We start from the raw sequence: 17,701 nt of genomic DNA, 5'->3' as shown, positions 1-17,701 counted from the left end.
TTTCTTACATTTGTCAAATGTCTCAGATCGTCGATATATTACCCTTATTAGCCGCTACGCGCAAAGCTTCTACCCAATTAGCCTCGGCGGATGCTCCCACGAAAATTTCGGTTCTTCATCGCTTAGCCGATTTGTTGAGAGAGGAACAAGTATCCATTATTCGCGAGAATGCGAAAGATTTGGCCAATATTGATCCTGAAAATCCGATGCGCGATCGTCTTTTATTGACAGAAGCTCGAATCGAAGCATTGGCAGCTAGTCTTCATGATGTAGCTGCATTGCCAGACCCATCCGGTCAGGTGCTAATCGATAAGGTAATTGCGAACGGATTGCATCTGCAAAAGATTGCCGTGCCTTTAGGTGTTGTGGGGGTAATTTACGAATCTCGTCCGAATGTGACGATTGATGTGGCCGCCTTATGTATTCGTTCAGGAAATGCTGCCGTATTGCGTGGAGGAACAGATGCTTGGTTTACGAATCAGGTTTTGGTGAGTTTGATTCATCAAGCTTTAGCGTCCCAACAATTATCTTCTGACCTCGTGCGCTTATTGCCCACGGATCGTGCGCATGTAACTACTTTGCTACAAGCAACGAAATACATCGATGTGATTATTCCACGGGGTTCAGATGCCTTGATCCAACGGGTTCGTCGGGAATCATTAGTTCCTACGATTGAGACTGGAGCGGGTGTTTGTCACACCTATGTGGCGGAGCGTGCGAACCTGGAAATGGCTGTTCCTATTGTGGTGAATGCTAAAGTTTCGAGGCCCTCCGTGTGTAATTCATTGGATACCGTTATCGTGCATCGGACTCTATTAACTGCTTTTGTTCAAAAGATTGCAGCTGATTTTATTCAATATAAGGTTCAAATTTTTGCCGACTCGGCTGCTTTCGATGCCTTAAGTGCCATTCAATATCCGTATTTACATCGTGCTGAATCGGCTGATTTTGGTCGGGAATTCTTGGATTTTGCCTGTTCGATGAAGGTAGTCGATGATCTAGCAGAGGCCTTGAACCACATCGATCAATTCTCTTCGCGTCATTCGGAAGCGATTGTGACCGAGGATACTGCAAAAGCGCAATTATTCTTGCGGGCGGTAGACGCGGCGGCGGTTTATTGGAATGCATCGACTCGATTCACCGACGGTGGCGTTTTCGATTTAGGTGCTGAAATTGGTATTTCGACCCAAAAACTACATGCCCGTGGTCCCTTTGCGTTGGAAAAATTAGTAACAGAAAAATGGGTGATTCAGGGGTCAGGTCAGATTCGCTAGCCTAAAATTCGTGATCTAAGCCTAATTTTTGTTTCAGCTCTCCTAGTAAAGGATGTTTTTGGACTAAGAAATCGTATTTGTCCGACTGCGTATAAAGAAGTTTTTTGTCTCCATTTTCTTGAGCCGTCACATCTAAGACAATGTCAATGGCATAGTTTTGCAAGCGTTCACGCAATGTGCCCAAAACCTCCATGCGCAATTGCTCATTGAAATGTTGAACCTGCACTTCGTTTTCAACTTTCATGTGCGCAACTGTATCGATTAATTCGATCGGTCGGTCCATCATCACAAATTTGTTAATCAAATTCGCGTCCTTGTATTTTTTGGCAATCTCATTCCAAACTCCTAAGAATTTCGGAAGGTCAAAGTCTTGGTTGTTGAAATCGCTCGCTACAGCTTGCTCTTTAACCTCATTCTCCTGTGCTTTAGGCTTGATCACACTCTTGCTAGAGCGTAAGCCTCCTAGGCCAGCAGCTGGCATTTGCGCAACCGGTTTCGCAGAAGGTTTGGGTACATCTTTCACCTGTGGAGCTGTAGGCTCGCTTGCGACAACAGGCGTTTCTATCACGGCTGCTGTGACTGTTTCAATGGCTGGAGCTGCTGTAACAGGTGTTGGCTGTGTTGTGGCCCCAGCGCTTTTAGCTTGGGGCTCAGGCTTTTTTCCGCTACTGCCCTCCGTGGCGAGTTGGTAAACAGACGGTAAATAATTGATTTTTAATAAGCAGAGTTCGAGGTGGAGTCGGGCGTTTTTCGCCGACTTATAATTGCTCTCACAAGTTGAACAAATGTTCATTGCTGAAAGCAAGAAAGAAGTACTCGTTAATTCGGCTTGTTGCTTGAACTTCGCGCGGGATTCGTCCGAAATCTCCATTAAAGCCAAGGTCTGTGGATCTTTGGCAAAAAGTAAATTACGAAGGTGTTCCATGAAACCGCTGATGAATTGCTGGCCATCAAAACCTTTGCGCATGATTTCGTCTAATAAAACGAGCGTCTCTACATGGTTTTGTTGGATCAAATGATTCGTCAAGCTCACATAATAATCGCTATCCAAGATGTGTAAGTTCTCTAACACATCTTTATGACGTAAGGCATTGTCCGTTGAGAAAGTAACGTTCAAATCGAACATCGATAGCGCATCACGCAAACCACCGTCGGCCTTAATCGCAATCAATTCCAAAGCTGATGGCTCAGCTTGAATATTTTCCTTTACGGCGATGTTAGCAAGATGATCGGCCATGTCTTTCCATTGAATCCGATTGAAATCAAATATCTGGCAACGAGAAAGGATGGTTGGCAAAATTTTATGCTTCTCCGTCGTGGCTAGAATGAAAATGGCATAGGACGGAGGTTCTTCCAAAGTTTTCAAAAAGGCATTGAATGCCGCTGCTGAAAGCATGTGAACCTCATCGATGATGTAGATTTTATAACGACCGCGTTGAGGTGGATAGCGCACTTGATCAATCAAGTTACGGATATCATCCACCGAGTTGTTGGACGCCGCATCAAGTTCATGAATCGTTAGGGAAGTATTGTCTTGGAAGGATTGGCAAGATGGGCATGTGCCACAAGCCTCACCGTCGGTTCCGATATTTTCGCAATTAATTGTTTTCGCTAAAATACGCGCACAAGTCGTTTTACCTACTCCACGAGGGCCACAGAACAAGAAAGCTTGTGCCAAATGGTTTGACTTAATTGCATTCTTTAAAGTGGTGGTAATGTGACTTTGGCCTACGACCGAATCAAATTGGGTAGGTCGGTATTTTCGTGCTGAAACAATGAAATTTTCCATACTGCAAGTTAACTTTTACGCGAGCAAATTCCAATAAGCTAGTTGGGTAAATGCAAGATTGCACTGACAGGAAAATGATCGGTTGGGAATCGTCCCGCCCATGTCTCAGAATGCGTGGCATGTTGACTACAAGAAACCCCATTTTTCACGAAAATATAGTCGATGTGTTTGCCTTCTTGTTCCTGTTTAAAGCCATTGAATGAACTGTAAGGGCCATAATGCGCACTCGAACTGATCGTTTCGCTGTCGGTCAAGTGTTTCGAATTGGCTTTGTCGAGAATGATTTGAATCGGTTCATCATCCGGTGTTGCATTAAAATCGCCTGTGATGATGGCCGGGGATTTTCCGGCGATTTCGGCTACTTTGGCGAGGACTAATTTTGCACTTTCTCTACGGGCTACCTTGCCTAAATGGTCGAAATGCGTATTAAAAACAAAGAATTTCTTGCCCGATTTGATTTCTTTGAATTCACCCCAGGTAACTACGCGGCGACAGGCAGCGTCCCAACCGAATCCCACTTTTTCACAGGAATCGGATAGCCAAAACGTCTTTTCGCGTATGAGTTTGAATTTGGCTTTGTTGTAAAATAGGGGAGAGAACTCACCCGCTTCTTTTCCGTCATCGCGGCCTTTTCCAAACCAGGCGTAACCAGGGAGTGCTTTTGCGAAGTCTTTAATTTGGTGTACAAATGCTTCTTGCATTCCGATGATATCTGCTTGGTGATATTGAATCAATTCCGCACAATGTTTCGCGCGGTATTTCCATTGATCTTGGCCATCCGACTCAGTATCTAAGCGAATGTTAAAAGTCATGGCTTTGATTTGTCCATGGCTTTGAAAGCCTAGTAAAATGAATAAAAAAACACAGCTCAAGGTTTTCATAATGCTTTCGATTTGAGGCCAAACGCGGTCTTTTTTGCCATTTTGGATGACGAAATCAGCGCCACGTAGGTATTGTTCGGGTTGAGGTTGTAGGTCAATCATCTGCATGATTTCCATGTAAGATGATTTATTTCTTTTTTGAATGTGCTGAATTCGCTCATCCAGAGGACATGCTACAGCAATGAGTTGCTTGAGCAGTTCTGGTTTATTTCGCGAGGTAATTAATGCCGACTCGTATAAATAAAATGGCGCATCTGCTGCATTTTCAAGCCAATGGACGGCTGCTTTGCGTACAGCGGGATGGATAATCGCATTGAGTTTCTGGATATCCCCTGGGTATTTTTGCAAGAGCCCTTTCATCCAGGGGCGATTATAGGTTCCATCCGGAAGATATGCACGAGATCCAAATTCTTCGAGGATGGCGGCTTTCACTTCTGGGTCATTGTCGCAAATGTTCCGCGCATGTGCATCCGCTTCGAAAACAGGAATTCCTAGGATAGAAAAAATCCGACAAATCGTTGATTTGCCGGATCCTATTCCGCCTGTAATGCCAATAAAGGGTTTCAGGCCTTGTTCGTTCATCTTATTCTTCAGTTAAGCGAGAAGAAGCGTCTTTCGAGATTGCTGATTTTTCAAAAACCATGCGCACTCCTTTGCTTGAATCTACTTCTACAACAATCGTTTTTTCACGAATGGAAACAACACTTCCGTGCGCACCTCCAATTGTAACGACTTTGTCTCCCGTTTTTAATTCAGAGATGAATTTTTGTGCATCTTTCGCCTTTTTTTGTTGGGGACGAATCATGAAGAAATAAAACACCACAAAAATTCCACCGAAAAGGACGATTTGCATGATTTGTGGGTTGGCTTCTAATAATAACATAGGACTATTTTTTTTGAGGTAAAACTTCTATTTTTAACGCAACCATGTTGTCGGCTGGTAATGTATTCGCATAAGCGGTAACTGTTTTTTGAACTTTCCCTTCCTTGCCATGCGAATCAAAGGTAACCTTGATGTAACCTTTTTTCCCGGGTTGTACGAGGTCCTTTGACCATTTAGGTGTTGTGCAACCGCAAGAGGCATTCACGGAACTGATTTGCAAAGGAAGGTTTCCTTTATTGCGAAAATGGAAGGTATAAGAAATGCTGTCACCTTCTGTAATTCGACCTAAATAAACCAAAGGTTGGTCAAAAACCATTTGCGGGCGTTTTTCAATCGAGGGGCGCAAAGCGATTGGGATAGCATTTTCAGCATCACTCAATGACTCTTTTTGTTTGTTGGTACATCCCAACAACAAAACCATGGCTCCCAAACAAATCGAAAAACGAAGCATCTTATTTTGCTTTGATTTGGCTCATCATTTTCTCTACGTCTTCAAGCAATTTCTCTGCTTTGATTTTCGTATCATTCACGACTTTTTTGCCTTCAGATTTTGCCATCGTTTCTGGGATTTCTTTTCCGTCTACGATGTCATTGATCAATTGCTTTAATTGCTCACGGTATTTATTCAATTGGAAATACAATTTGCTACGGGTATTCTCCCCTTTATCCGGTGCATAAAGAATACCTAGTACGGCTCCTGTAGCAGCTCCTACTACAAATGCCCAAAAGGATTTTGATGATCTACTCATAATTATTTACTAGCTATGTCGATTAATCCTCGACCTGATTTTTGTATAATTTTCTCACCGATTAGCTTAACTGACACGACATCCAAAATACCATTAATAAATGGTCCAGATTTAGGAGTTGAGTAGTTTTTCGCCACTTCAATGTATTCGTTAATGCTCACTTTGACGGGTATGCTTGGGAACTTGATCATCTCGGCAACTGCCATTTTTAAAATGATTAAATCAGACGTTGCCAAACGTTCCGAATCCCAGTTTTTCGTCTGGTCATTCACCCATGTTGTTAAGGATTTATCTTCTGCTACACAATAGTCGAATAATTCTTCAAAGAATAATTTATCCTCATCCCATTGGATTGCAAGCGCTTGTAAGCTTAAATCTTCTAATGCCTCAACTTTAAAAGTTTTAGTACTTAGGCTTTTGATTACATCCTTATTAACATGCCAATTTAAATCTTTTTCCTCAAAATATGCTGTCATAATCGGATGTTTTAACAGATAATTTTTCAAAAGATATTGTACCATTTCAATGTCTTTACTCAAATCTTTTCCCGCCTCCGGTAAGTAGGATGTAAAGCTTTCATCTGGTAATATTCCTTCTAAGAATAATTTCTTGAGCAATGTTTCTTCATCTTCTGACCAACCGATGTTATTTTCCGCAAAAGCAGCTTGCAAATCTTTCCATTTTGGAAGAATCGCTAATACTTTATTGTTGGCAATTTGTGATGTCTTGATCGCCTTTTCCAATAAACGTCTTTGCTCATCCCATTGACCGATCGACGGGATATTTTGTAAGTAGAAAAGTAATTTTAAATATTGTTTGTAGATGGATTCGACCTCAGTGACCATGTTTTTACGCATGTCACGGGCAATTTTAGCTACATTATTTTGGTAGACACGGTATACAGATTGTGCTGCTTCTAGCGCTTCTGCGGGAATGCTTTCTTCGGTGGGTACACCCTGAAAAAATTCGTTTAATTGAATTTCGGCTAGTTTTCGCAAACCCTCCAGACGAGGTGTTTGTTCTTCTTTGGCAACCATCAACGATAGATCAGGCTGAAAGATTGTTTGTAAGCCATCAAAGGCTAATTGGTATTGCGCGCGTTCCTGCGTCCAAAAGGCATACATTTGTTGAAATGCTTTGACCCGTAGTAGTCTTCTGTTAACCATCCGAAAATAAAGAGCGTTCTTGATTTGTAAAACACAAAATTACAAATTTTAATTTAGAAAGGTCCTATCTTTACGCCAACTTATTCCATACATGGGCGCACTTAGTCATCTGAATCAATACTTCTGGAAATATAAATGGCTGTTACTCTTAGGTATGCTGTTTACTTTTTGTTCCAATTTTTTTGGTGTCGTACCCGCGCAGTTGGTTCGTTTTGCTTTGGATTTGGTGACAGAGACCATAGATGTATATTTCCTGTTCAAGGGATTTTCGATGCAATCTGTTTTTTATGAGGTATTTGCGAGTACCTTGTTTTATTATGGTGCCTTGATTGTCTTAATGGCATTTATCAAAGGAGTTTTCTTGTTTTTGGTACGTCAAACCTTAATTGTCATGTCGCGCCACATCGAATACGAGATGAAGCAAGAGATATATGCGCATTATCAAACACTACCGCTTTCCTTTTACCGCAAGCAAAATACAGGTGATTTAATGGCGCGCATATCCGAAGATGTTAGCAAGGTGCGTATGTATGTGGGCCCCAGCATCATGTATGGCTTGAACTTGATCACGGTTTTTGCCCTCGTGATTTATTACATGTATCATGTGAGTACAACCCTAATGTGGTATGTGCTTTTGCCTTTGCCGATCTTGTCTTTCAGTATCTATTATGTTAACTCTTTGATTATCAAAAAGTCGGAGGAGATTCAAGCGGGTTTATCTACTATTTCCACTTTTGTGCAGGAAGCCTTTTCTGGGATTCGAGTCTTGAAATCTTTTGTTCGTGAGAAACAATCATTAGCAGCATTTACGGAAGCCTCTGCGAATTACCGTCGGAAGTCCTTGGACTTAGTTAAAATTGATTCCTTGTTTACTCCCTTGATTTCTTTATTGGTCGGTTTTAGCACGCTTTTAGTTGTTTATGTGGGTTCAAATGAGGTTATGGCAGGTCGGATGACTTTGGGAAATATCACCGAATTCATCATGTATGTATTTATGTTGACCTGGCCTGTAACCGCATTAGGTTGGACGAGTTCTCAAATTCAGCGTGCTGCTGCCTCACAAAAACGGATTAATGAATTTTTGGAAATCAAATCGGAATTAATTCCGGGTAAACAAATTAAGCAGGCCATCTTAGGGAAATGGACTTTCAAGAATTTATATTTTACCTATCCCGGTACGGATCGCGAAGTACTGAAGGATATTAACTTAGAAATTAATGCAGGGGAATCTGTGGCTTTATTGGGGACAACGGGTTCTGGAAAAAGTACGATTGCTTTGTTGATGGCTCGCTTTTATGATCCGGTGGCCGGAGATATTTTGTTGGATGATATTCCATTGCGGGATTGGGACATCCAACATGTTCGCGCGCATTTGGGATTTGTGCCTCAAGATGTGTTTTTGTTCTCAACAACGATTGCAGAAAATATTCGTTTTGGTCAGGATGATTTAAGTGAAGAGCAGATGAAGCAGGCCGCACGATTTGCGGATGTCTATGACAACATCATGGATTTTCCGGATCAATTCGAAACGATCCTAGGCGAACGTGGTGTAACCTTATCAGGTGGCCAAAAACAACGGGTTTCCTTAGCTCGTGCCTTGGCAAAAAATCCGATGATGTTGGTGTTAGACGATTGTTTATCAGCCGTGGATACGCATACCGAACATAAGATTTTGACGCATTTGAAGTCGATTATGCAAGATAAGACGAGTTTGATTATCTCACACCGCGTGTCATCTGCCAAATTAGCGAATCGTGTGTTTGTCTTGCAAGATGGGGCAATTGTTGAACAAGGGAAGCATGCGCAACTAATGCGCAAGAAGGGCTTGTATTATGATTTATACCAACAACAATTAAACGAAGAGCAAGGGCTATAATAGATTACCACTCAAACGAATCAATTCAATCTCCGCTGATTTAGCTGAATATTTTGCTTCAATTAAGCGCGTTTCAGCCGCTACCGCATTGCGTTGTACTTCGCGTAATTCATAGGATGTTGCAATTCCAATTTTAAAGCGGTCAAATGCAATGTCAATGTTTTGCTTCGCGATCGTATAGTTTTCCGTCTCTAGAGCAATTAAATTCAACGCATTTTCATAGGCAGTAAAGGATCTTTCGATGGCAGCAATCAATTGATTTTTCGTATCCTCAATTTGCAACTGGGCAATTTCGGAGGCGATTTTTGCATTTTGGATTCTGCGTTTTTGGTTATAGCCATCGAAAATGTTGATGGTTGCGCGAAGGCCATAATTGAACACATCACTTGATCCTTTCTGTACACCAAATCCCGCGCCGTTATAGACATTACTCACCGCATAACCCGCTAATAGGTCTACTTGTGGGGTTTGCTGGCTTTTCAAATTACGCGTATCCAAATCACTGATTTTTTTCGAAACAAGCGCCGCCATCAGGGTAGGGTTTTGTTTCAAGGCCATCTCCTTTAATTCATTTAAATTCAATTTAGGGAGCAAGTCGATGACCGCAAGCGTTTGGAATGTTGTCAGATGTGGGCGAACCAACAGGGTGTTTAGGCTGATTTTGGTATTTAAATAGGATTGTTCTTGAGCGAGTAATAATGCCTTATCTTCATTGTAATCAACTTGTGCCGAGTAGTAATCGACTTTTGAACCTTGTCCGACTTCATAACGATCTTTGGCAAGTTTTAATCGGTCATTGGAGATTTCAAGGCCTTTACGGAAGTTATTTACACGCAAATCTTGGCGAATGATGTCGTAATAGAGATTACTGATTTGTGCGATTAAATTTTCAATGGAAGATTCGGTTTGTTTGGTGCCTAAATTTTGTAATTCTTTAAACCGATCGCGTAAAACAAACATGCCCTTTCCATCGTAGAGTGTCCACGCCATGGCTATTCCCGCATTTCCATTGTTTGAATTGACCCCTGATTGTACCAAGGGAGCACGTAATCCACCAAAAAATTCTTGGTCTAAACCTGAAATCGTATAGTTTTTTGTAGCTGTACCTGTGATAGTTGGTAAAAAACCTGCATTCCCTAAACTATTGTCATTGGCGGCCTGAATCTCTCTTTTCTTGAGAATCTGAATCGAATATTGATTCTGTAAACCTTGTTGGATGGCATCTTCCAAGCGTAACATATCTTGTGCTTTGCTGGAAAGACTAGTTAGTATGAATAAACTAATTAGGCCAAATGATTTCATATTGAATAGGTTTTGATAATAAGCAACAAACATAAGGATTTTGTCCCACATAATGAAAGGCTGAACCGATAAGACCATGTAGGGAATTTTGCGCTGAATTGCCTAATTTGCGGTATGAGCTCAATTCTTGTTAAGCAATTATACCTATTCCCGATTAAATCCTTGGCCGCGATTGCTGTTGACCAGGTGCTAGTTGATGCCGCTGGCTTTGTAGGCGATCGCCGATTTATGTTGGTAGATCCACAAGGTAAATTCATCACCCAACGAACGCGTCCGGATTTAACTCGATTCAAATTAAGTTTAGTTGAGGGTGGTTATCTTGTTCAAGATCAAATTTCGGGTCAATCAAAGGTTTTGTCTTCGATACCAAAGCTAAAAGAGTCACTAGCTGCGGAACTTTGGGATGATTCATTACAAGTGGTCGAAGTAGGAGAGGGCTGGTCGGAATGGTTTTCTGATTTGTTGCAAGAGCCAGCTCGCTTGGTGATGCAAAAACCCGAATCCCCTCGGATTATCAAAGAAAAATATCAAACAAGCGGGTCCAATCAAAGTTCTTTTGCGGACTCCTTACCTATATTGTTGGCCTCCGAAGCATCCTACAAACAGGTTGAGACGGTTTATGGGCAAGATTATGACCCTTTGCGTTTTCGTGCGAACTTAATCCTAGAGGGGTCTGATTCCTTTGAAGAGGATACTTGGGAGGAAATTTCGATTAATTCCGTTCGATTGTTTGGGGCAAAACCTTGTGCGCGCTGCCAACTAATAAACGTCGAACCAGCAACTGGTCTAGTTGATAAAGGAGGAATGTTGAAGGCATTGGCAACATTTAGGCAAAAGGATAATAAGGTGTATTTCGGCCAACAAATGGTTCCGATTACCTTGGGTACGATTCAGGTTGGAGATGAAGTGATTGTTTCAACACGGAAAGATGCGCTTTTTTAAAATCATACATTTTTTGAGTTTGGATGTGGTTTTGGGTGCATTATCATTGCATCTGATGTTTTTCCATGCTTTGTTGCATAAATGGCCAAGGTGGGAATATGCGGGATTGTTGGCGATTTCGGTGTTTATGATTTACGGAATGGATCGGCAAATTGATAATCGATTAGCAAGTGCAAGCGATGATTTACATCGATTTCATGCCCATTATCAAAAACCTATATTAGGTCTTATGTTCGTTCTGGGTGTCATGAATGCCATTTTATTAGCCCGAGTTGAGTTGAATTTACTCGTTTTGGGACTGAGTCTCTTGACTATTCTATTTGGATATTGGTTTGCATGGGTTAAGGGCCTGTTTGAAAAATATTGGGGGACGAAAGAACTATTTACTTCGCTGATTTACAGTCTGGGCATTTTGCTCCCATCGTGTTTGTTTGCTGATTTTCCTTTTCTGCTTGGGATATCCCTTTTCTTGTTGGTATTGTTGAACTTATGGATATTTACTTGGATTTCAATAGGAGGCAAGCGCTATTATGTTTCCTTGTTGATTTACGTAAGTTTAGTCTTGCTTTTACTTTTAGGTATTTCGGGATTTAATCTATTCGTTGTAGGCATAATGCTCATGATATGGGGAATTCATGTGGGGATTTATTATTTTAGGGCTCAAATGCACATGCGCCTTTGGGCCGAATGGGCATTTGCGAGTCCACTGATTTACATATTATGCAATTTATAAAGACCAAAGATGCGTATCAGGCGCTACGCTATCCTGAATTTCGGGCCTATGTGACGGGGAATACCTTGTTTACGATGGCATTGCTGATTCAGGAGGTGATTTTGGCCTATGAAATTTATCATTTGACGCATAATCCCTTAGCATTGGGTTTAATTGGATTAGCAGAGGCAGTTCCTTATATCTCTTTGGTGTTGTTTGGTGGCCATTTTGCGGATAATCGAGATAAGAAAAAGATCATGCAAGGGTCTTTGTCCGTCATTATCTTGGGCTCTGTTTTGTTGTTGTATGCGGCAACTCAATTGAAATCGGAGCATGCGGATTTTCATATGTATCTAATCTACTTCGTGATATTTTTGATTGGTCTCGCCAAAGGTTTTTTTAGTCCTGCGGCCTCGTCCTTAAATCCTTTTCTAATTCCTAAAGAAGTGTTTGCGAATGCCGCTACTTGGAATTCATCCTTCTGGCAATTAGGGTCCATCTTAGGTCCTGGAATGGCAGGTTTTCTTTATGCTTATGCCGGCTTGTCGGGTTCATTGATGATTGTAATCGGTCTGCTTTTAGCCGTTATGTCCTGTATGTTTTTTATTAAAAGTCGGCCTGTACCCCCTAAAAAGGTTGTTCATGAATCTATTTGGCATAGTTTGCGCGAGGGAATCGAGTATGTATTTAAGACGAAAATCATTCTGTATGCGATTTCACTTGATTTGTTTTCTGTCTTGTTCGGAGGGGTAATCGCAATCCTACCCATCTTTGCCGAAGATATTCTGAAAGTGGGCGCTGAAGGTCTTGGGATTCTACGTGCAGCTCCATCTGTTGGTGCAGTCGTTACGATGCTAAGCTTGATCTATTTTCCACCGTTAAAAAATGCTTGGCGAAATTTGCTACTCGCTATCGCAGGTTTTGGTATTGCGACTTTGGTATTTGGTCTATCATCTAATTTTTGGTTGTCGGTGACAGCCTTGTTTTTTACCGGTGCTTTCGATTCCGTCAGTGTGGTGATACGTCAAACGGTCTTGCGCATATTCACGCCCGATGAGATGCGGGGGCGAGTTTCCTCCGTTAATGGTGTTTTTGTGAGTACCTCGAATGAAATGGGAGCCTTCGAATCAGGTGTTGCAGCTAAATTCTTTGGTACAATTCCTTCTGTGCTTATTGGTGCCGGGGTAACCTTGTTTCTAGTCACCATTGTGGCATTTAAATCCAAGGATTTATTGGAACTGGATGTTGAGAAAGCGTCAGAAGCCTAATTACTTGTTTTCTTGAATACTCGTATTCCAAGCCATTAAGGTCTCCACGATGGTATTGCGACTCTCTTGTGCCCAAACAATATCAGAAACCTTATTCACTGGACTTGTATTCTCACCCAATAATGCAGGCATCAAATTGAATGTGTGCGTTTTTAATTTCTTTACGCCTTTGTCGTTCACCGAGATACATTCGATCACTTCGATGTTGTAAATGACCACCAAGCCATCGGAAGTTTTGGATGCATGAATTTCGATGGATTCGATCAGATTCTTCGGGATGTCGCTGTTGCCTATTTGGTCAGCTCCTTGATAATGTACGACTTTGATTTCATGCGCTCCCAGCAAAAGAAAGGAGATGCGTTGTTTCCCCGACTTCGTTGCAAAAAAATCACCAATCGACTGAAAGAAATTACGTTTCGGTAATTGGATAACGCCAAGACCTACAAAATCACGTGGTGTTTGGCTAGAAAGAAATGAAAACGAAGAAGGCAGATTGGAGCTCATGCGAATATTTTTTACGAATTTATCTTAAAAATGGCAAACCAACAATTACAGTCGGATTTTAGGTTTAGGGAATTCAAAGTGCTGGGCAAAACCTTGAAACCATTGATGGATCGACTCGAAGCCCTTTTTATTTAAACTATAATGGATAAACTGCCCTTTCTTTACGGCATCGATTAATTGGGCTTGTTTCAATAAATCCAAATGATGTGAAATGCTTGGCTTGGTCATGTCAAATTGCTTGGCAATTTGTCCCGCATTTTGTGGACCTTGGATGAGAAATTGGAGTATCTCTCTTCGGGTTACATCGTTAATCGCTTTGAAGGCTGCTTCCATGTTTGATTAAATAATTAGGCGAATATCTAATTATAAGTTTGCATTTCCAAATTTACAGATGGTCAGCTTTCCGATAGGCTTCGATTAGTTTCACTTCGCCCTCTTTTCCCGGATGGAAATTACCATGTTCCATGCCCAAAACACCTTTGTAGTTTTTCTTCCGCAGGTGTTCGAAGATATTAGCATAATTGACTTCGCCCGTTCCAGGTTCTTTACGGCCTGGATTGTCGCCTATTTGTAAGTAGGCGATTTCCGACCAACATAAATCCATGTTCTTGATCATGTTTCCTTCGTTGCGTTGCATGTGATACATGTCGAAAAGGATTTTGCAAGATGGGCTATCTACCGCTTTGCAAATCATGTAGCTTTGATCTGAATGGCGTAAAAATAGTTCGGGGTTGTCGCTTAGTGGTTCTAAAACCATCGTGAGCTTATGGGGCTCTAAGATTTCAGCGCCTCGTTTTAATACCTCAATAACATTTCCTGTTTGAATGCCCATCGGTAAGTTTCGGGTGAAATTTCCAGGTACTACCGTCGCCCATTTTGCATTAACGCGCTTGGACGTTTCAACAGCTTCTTTGCAGGATTTCAAGAACATATCGGTCCAAGTTTTATCCCCCGTGGTCATGTGCGACTTATCGAAAAAACCTGGGAATTTGATCACAAAAACACCCATGTCCATGCCTAGTCGGCCTAGTGTCGCCCCAATTTTCTCTTGCACTTCCACAGGCTTTTCCATCATCTCATTGTCTTCCAACGCACGAAATCCCATCTCATGCATGAATTTCAATTGGTCGATGTAATCCTTTCCTGCATGTTGTTCAAACATTCCGAAATGCGGCGCATAGTTTAAACTAAATGTATTTGCATTAGCTGTGCCTGCTTTAAGCGTTTGAGTGCCTAAAACTCCCGCTGTCATTAATTGGCTAAACGATCGACGATTCATGTTTATTTCTTCTTTAAAGTGCTTAAATATTCCACCAAATCCGTTAATTCGCTCGTCGACATCCCATCTGCGAGACCATCCGGCATCATCGAGTTATCTAATTGTTTCACGGATTTCAATGCGGATGTTTTGAAATTTTGAATGCTGCCTCCAGGTAATTTTAGGATGATATCGGTTTCATTTTTCGAGGTAACGATTCCTTGATAAACATCTCCTTTTTTGGTCGTAATCTCAAAGGTTTCATAGCCAAATCCAATACCCGCATTTGGGTGAAGGATGGATAGATACATTCCTTCTTTCGATAATTTTGAGCCTATTTCTGATAGTTTTGGCCCAAAATCAATGCCCTCATTATTGATTTGATGACACATCGCACATTGCTCCACAAATACTTTAATTCCATTTTTTGCTACACCTTTCAAGTTAATTAACTCATTCAACGCAGGATGTTTAGTTTTGGAATTGCTCTGTGCGCCACTCAGGTAGGTATTGGCTTCCACACGAACCCCTTTTCGCCAAGCTTTACTGACCGACTCAACCACAGATGGGATCAGGTTTGCGGGAATTTGCTTTTGCTTCAAGGCTTGCAAGACAAAATCTTCGCCAGCAGGGTAGGAGTTACCGATTCCTTTGGCCGCATCTTTCCGTACGATTAAATCGAGTTTAGTATTGAGCATGGCTTGACTTAGTAAAGCGATGCTTTCTTTGTTTCCTTGCCAACGAATCGCGTCGATGATGGAACGTTTGACCGCATTATTTCCCTGATTGAATGTTGTTTTGATTAGGTCATTGCCACCGATTGCATAGAGTGATTTAGCGGCTTGTCGGCCCCCTTTATTACTCAAGATGATTTTCATCAAATCGGGTTTTAATTCACCTAAATTGTATTTCTCGATTAATTTGGTGTATTCATCTAAATCATTTTTAGGTAAGAGGCCGATGACTGTTTTGCGAGCCAAAGCATTTTTTTGAATGTATTCCTGTGAAAGGTGACGGATGGCTACCAAAGTGGCCGCCGCGTCTTTTTTAAGTTCTGTGTTGATTAATTGAACCAATAAGGCCGATTTCTCTTCGCCTGGAATAAAATCCAAGGCGCGGAAATAGCGCAATTTGTCGTTCAATGGCTTTACTTCTTTCAAGTATTGGAATAAATAGGAATTAGCTAAAGCTGTTCTCGAACGGAAGATGATATCCCGGAAAGCTGGTGAATCTGCTGGTTTTAATGCCAAATATGCTGCTACACGCGAATCCCATGCGCGGTCCGCGCCGATGCCCAATGCCTCTAAGTACCAACGGTCCTCACCGGTATGTTGGCTAGCTAAGGCCGCCCACATTGCATCCGCTTCGGGGTTCTTTACATGGTGCAATGCGATGGCTAGTTCGCGTTTCACTTGATAATCGGAATCTTGTATAATCCGCTGAGCCAACGATTTCCAAGTTTCAAATGGGCGCATTTTCATGGCACGGATGGCCATCATGCGCCACTCGGCAGATGGATTCATGAGTGCTTTATCGATGTAGCTTAATCCATTGGGGCTTTGGGCCAACAACCAAAATAGGCGGGCTTTTAAACGTGGATTGCTTTCGTTTTGATAGACTGCAGCGATGTCTTGAGATGCTTTTTCTCCAAAACGCAGTAATGCTTTATAGCCTAAATAGCGCGTGGCAAGATTTGGGTTGAATAATGCCGTAATTGCTCCCATCGGAGAGTCAAGGTGTAATTTTTTGACTAAATAAGGCGTGTTTTTGGGTGATATCCGGTAGATGCGCCCCTTGTTTTGGTCACCAGCTTGGTGTCCACCCACACCGGGATCATACCAGTCGGCGATGAAAAGTGAACCATCTGGTGCCACCGTTACATCCGCTGGACGAAACCATTGATCTTTAATTCCTTCAACAAGATTAATGATGCTGGCTGAATAACCAGCACCTTGTGCTTTTGTAGGGTATGCGCGTACCACATTCGGGCCTGCGTCGGCATGGATGATTTGATTTTGGAATTTGGCAGGCAATAATTGCCCTTCATAGACCAAAATACCTGTGGGTGAACCTGAACCTGTTTGTAATAAATTGGGCACAACGCCTGGATCATTTAAATGCCAATGTTGCAAAGGTATTTCAGATTCGATGTTGGTGCGGTTCACTGACCAGCCTTCGCCCGTCATTTCATCTGTATAGCCATAATTTCCATGTTCGAAAACGGAATTGATGCGAACTCCTTTGTTGCCATCATCGTCATTATCTGATTGCCATAAAGCGCCATAAGAGTCAACAGCAACTTCGAAGTTATTCCGAAAGTTTTGACCTAAACATTCCACTTGGGAGCCGTCGACATTGCAACGAAACACCATTCCTTGTTTGTATTTTTTAGGGCCGATGATGTCTCCATCCTGATCAAGTACCGGGTTTCCTTTGGCATCGAGCAATTGCTTGCCCTCATTACCTAGGTTGAAATATAATTTTCCGTCAGGGCCAAAGGTAAATGCGTGTGCACCATGGTCATGTTGTTCCCCACCGATACCTTGAAACATAATTTCTTTGCGGTCGGCTTTATCATCGTGATTGTCATCGTATAAGCGCCAAATGTAGGGGCTTTGCGCCACAATCACCATGCTGTCAAGTACTGCAATGCCAAGCGGTGCATTTAGCTCAGGGGATTGATAGAATGTTTTTTGGTTATCTGCCTTACCATCTCCGTTCGTATCTTCCAAGATAATGATGCGATCTCCAGCGGGATTCGTGGGATTGCCCGCGATGGCTGGTCGGTAGTTGAATGCCTCTGTAATCCAAACCCGACCACGCGAATCGATATCCATGTTGGTCGGATTTTTCAACATCGGTTCCGTCGCAAAAGTTGTGATTTCCAATTCGGGATCAATCTGCAAACCTGCCAAAGCATTTACTGCCTCATGTTTTTGTGATTCGTTAAGGGAATCCAATAGGGCTTGTCCCCAGCGTCGGTGTTCATTATTCTGGAATGAAGAGATCCCAAGGTAAGTTAAAAGGCATAATGAGCCGAAAATGGACAAAGATCCACGGAGAGAATTTTTCATGCGAATTAAATAGGTTGAGCGAA

General features: G+C 42.0%; 16 protein-coding genes. 5 read left to right on the top strand and 11 right to left on the bottom strand.

Features of this window, described 5'->3' with window-relative positions; translation table 11 throughout:
- Positions 1–26: 26 nt before the first annotated feature.
- On the top strand, positions 27–1,274 hold the full coding sequence (locus SKC38_RS03395; RefSeq protein WP_377975727.1) for a glutamate-5-semialdehyde dehydrogenase: 1,248 nt from the start codon (positions 27–29) through the stop codon (positions 1,272–1,274).
- A 1-nt stretch (position 1,275) separates the two neighbouring features.
- On the opposite strand, the gene SKC38_RS03390 is transcribed toward SKC38_RS03395, so the two are convergent.
- Genes SKC38_RS03390 through nusB form a run of 6 tightly spaced genes read right to left on the bottom strand, consistent with a single transcriptional unit; the run spans position 1,276 to position 6,742 of the window.
- Positions 1,276–3,063 (bottom strand): DNA polymerase III subunit gamma/tau, encoded by a 1,788-nt coding sequence (locus tag SKC38_RS03390; protein ID WP_377975098.1) that lies wholly within the window; start codon positions 3,061–3,063, stop codon positions 1,276–1,278.
- Positions 3,064–3,101: 38 nt separating this feature from the next.
- Complete coding sequence (gene coaE, locus SKC38_RS03385) at positions 3,102–4,526, bottom strand: dephospho-CoA kinase (RefSeq protein ID WP_377975096.1); 1,425 nt, start codon at positions 4,524–4,526, stop codon at positions 3,102–3,104.
- A 1-nt stretch (position 4,527) separates the two neighbouring features.
- A complete protein-coding gene (gene yajC, locus SKC38_RS03380; protein ID WP_377975094.1) occupies positions 4,528–4,827 on the bottom strand; it encodes a preprotein translocase subunit YajC in 300 nt (99 codons plus the stop codon).
- Positions 4,828–4,831: 4 nt separating this feature from the next.
- Positions 4,832–5,278 (bottom strand): DUF1573 domain-containing protein, encoded by a 447-nt coding sequence (locus tag SKC38_RS03375; protein WP_377975092.1) that lies wholly within the window; start codon positions 5,276–5,278, stop codon positions 4,832–4,834.
- 1 nt (position 5,279) lies between these two features.
- A complete protein-coding gene (locus SKC38_RS03370) occupies positions 5,280–5,576 on the bottom strand; it encodes a YtxH domain-containing protein (protein WP_377975090.1) in 297 nt (98 codons plus the stop codon).
- Positions 5,577–5,578: 2 nt separating this feature from the next.
- A complete protein-coding gene (gene nusB, locus SKC38_RS03365) occupies positions 5,579–6,742 on the bottom strand; it encodes a transcription antitermination factor NusB (RefSeq protein WP_377975088.1) in 1,164 nt (387 codons plus the stop codon).
- 91 nt (positions 6,743–6,833) lie between these two features.
- Here nusB and SKC38_RS03360 point away from each other — a divergent pair, with 91 nt between their 5' ends.
- On the top strand, positions 6,834–8,618 hold the full coding sequence (locus tag SKC38_RS03360) for an ABC transporter ATP-binding protein (protein ID WP_377975086.1): 1,785 nt from the start codon (positions 6,834–6,836) through the stop codon (positions 8,616–8,618).
- On the opposite strand, the gene SKC38_RS03355 is transcribed toward SKC38_RS03360, so the two are convergent.
- The gene (locus SKC38_RS03355) at positions 8,613–9,920 is read right to left on the bottom strand and encodes a TolC family protein (protein WP_377975084.1); all 1,308 of its coding nucleotides are present in this window, start codon (positions 9,918–9,920) and stop codon (positions 8,613–8,615) included. The two genes, SKC38_RS03360 and SKC38_RS03355, sit on opposite strands and share 6 nt — an antisense overlap.
- A gap of 114 nt (positions 9,921–10,034) precedes the next feature.
- Here SKC38_RS03355 and SKC38_RS03350 point away from each other — a divergent pair, with 114 nt between their 5' ends.
- From SKC38_RS03350 to SKC38_RS03340, 3 genes are read left to right on the top strand one after another with little or no spacing between them, the layout of a single operon-like run.
- Positions 10,035–10,862 (top strand): MOSC domain-containing protein, encoded by an 828-nt coding sequence (locus SKC38_RS03350; RefSeq protein WP_377975083.1) that lies wholly within the window; start codon positions 10,035–10,037, stop codon positions 10,860–10,862.
- A complete protein-coding gene (locus SKC38_RS03345; protein WP_377975081.1) occupies positions 10,849–11,595 on the top strand; it encodes a hypothetical protein in 747 nt (248 codons plus the stop codon). The genes SKC38_RS03350 and SKC38_RS03345 overlap by 14 nt, the downstream gene beginning before the upstream one ends.
- Positions 11,583–12,842 carry an MFS transporter gene (locus SKC38_RS03340; RefSeq protein WP_377975079.1) on the top strand — a complete coding sequence of 420 codons (1,260 nt, stop codon included), beginning with the start codon at positions 11,583–11,585 and terminating at the stop codon, positions 12,840–12,842. The genes SKC38_RS03345 and SKC38_RS03340 overlap by 13 nt, the downstream gene beginning before the upstream one ends.
- Here SKC38_RS03340 and SKC38_RS03335 read toward each other — a convergent pair whose 3' ends face one another.
- From SKC38_RS03335 to SKC38_RS03320, 4 genes are read right to left on the bottom strand one after another with little or no spacing between them, the layout of a single operon-like run.
- The gene (locus SKC38_RS03335; protein WP_377975078.1) at positions 12,843–13,346 is read right to left on the bottom strand and encodes a hypothetical protein; all 504 of its coding nucleotides are present in this window, start codon (positions 13,344–13,346) and stop codon (positions 12,843–12,845) included.
- A gap of 45 nt (positions 13,347–13,391) precedes the next feature.
- Positions 13,392–13,679 carry an autorepressor SdpR family transcription factor gene (locus tag SKC38_RS03330; RefSeq protein WP_377975076.1) on the bottom strand — a complete coding sequence of 96 codons (288 nt, stop codon included), beginning with the start codon at positions 13,677–13,679 and terminating at the stop codon, positions 13,392–13,394.
- Positions 13,680–13,731: 52 nt separating this feature from the next.
- A complete protein-coding gene (locus SKC38_RS03325; RefSeq protein ID WP_377975074.1) occupies positions 13,732–14,625 on the bottom strand; it encodes a hydroxypyruvate isomerase family protein in 894 nt (297 codons plus the stop codon).
- A gap of 2 nt (positions 14,626–14,627) precedes the next feature.
- The gene (locus SKC38_RS03320) at positions 14,628–17,678 is read right to left on the bottom strand and encodes a PVC-type heme-binding CxxCH protein (RefSeq protein WP_377975072.1); all 3,051 of its coding nucleotides are present in this window, start codon (positions 17,676–17,678) and stop codon (positions 14,628–14,630) included.
- Between the last annotated feature and the right edge of the window lie 23 nt (positions 17,679–17,701).

Origin of the sequence: Aquirufa echingensis (genome assembly GCF_042714525.1) — a bacterium.
Classification (GTDB): Bacteria; Bacteroidota; Bacteroidia; order Cytophagales; family Spirosomataceae; genus Aquirufa; species Aquirufa echingensis.
This window is presented reverse-complemented; position numbering and strand designations above follow the sequence as displayed.

What these genes read in the sequence shown, in the direction of transcription:
- SKC38_RS03390 (WP_377975098.1), bottom strand. Translation starts at nt 3,063, where the DNA reads ATGGAAAATTTCATTGTTTCAGCACGAAAATACCGACCTACCCAATTT.
- coaE (WP_377975096.1), bottom strand. Translation starts at nt 4,526, where the DNA reads ATGAACGAACAAGGCCTGAAACCCTTTATTGGCATTACAGGCGGAATA.
- yajC (WP_377975094.1), bottom strand. Translation starts at nt 4,827, where the DNA reads ATGTTATTATTAGAAGCCAACCCACAAATCATGCAAATCGTCCTTTTC.
- SKC38_RS03375 (WP_377975092.1), bottom strand. Translation starts at nt 5,278, where the DNA reads ATGCTTCGTTTTTCGATTTGTTTGGGAGCCATGGTTTTGTTGTTGGGA.
- SKC38_RS03370 (WP_377975090.1), bottom strand. Translation starts at nt 5,576, where the DNA reads ATGAGTAGATCATCAAAATCCTTTTGGGCATTTGTAGTAGGAGCTGCT.
- nusB (WP_377975088.1), bottom strand. Translation starts at nt 6,742, where the DNA reads ATGGTTAACAGAAGACTACTACGGGTCAAAGCATTTCAACAAATGTAT.
- SKC38_RS03360 (WP_377975086.1), top strand. Translation starts at nt 6,834, where the DNA reads ATGGGCGCACTTAGTCATCTGAATCAATACTTCTGGAAATATAAATGG.
- SKC38_RS03355 (WP_377975084.1), bottom strand. Translation starts at nt 9,920, where the DNA reads ATGAAATCATTTGGCCTAATTAGTTTATTCATACTAACTAGTCTTTCC.
- SKC38_RS03350 (WP_377975083.1), top strand. Translation starts at nt 10,035, where the DNA reads ATGAGCTCAATTCTTGTTAAGCAATTATACCTATTCCCGATTAAATCC.
- SKC38_RS03345 (WP_377975081.1), top strand. Translation starts at nt 10,849, where the DNA reads ATGCGCTTTTTTAAAATCATACATTTTTTGAGTTTGGATGTGGTTTTG.
- SKC38_RS03340 (WP_377975079.1), top strand. Translation starts at nt 11,583, where the DNA reads ATGCAATTTATAAAGACCAAAGATGCGTATCAGGCGCTACGCTATCCT.
- SKC38_RS03335 (WP_377975078.1), bottom strand. Translation starts at nt 13,346, where the DNA reads ATGAGCTCCAATCTGCCTTCTTCGTTTTCATTTCTTTCTAGCCAAACA.
- SKC38_RS03330 (WP_377975076.1), bottom strand. Translation starts at nt 13,679, where the DNA reads ATGGAAGCAGCCTTCAAAGCGATTAACGATGTAACCCGAAGAGAGATA.
- SKC38_RS03325 (WP_377975074.1), bottom strand. Translation starts at nt 14,625, where the DNA reads ATGAATCGTCGATCGTTTAGCCAATTAATGACAGCGGGAGTTTTAGGC.
- SKC38_RS03320 (WP_377975072.1), bottom strand. Translation starts at nt 17,678, where the DNA reads ATGAAAAATTCTCTCCGTGGATCTTTGTCCATTTTCGGCTCATTATGC.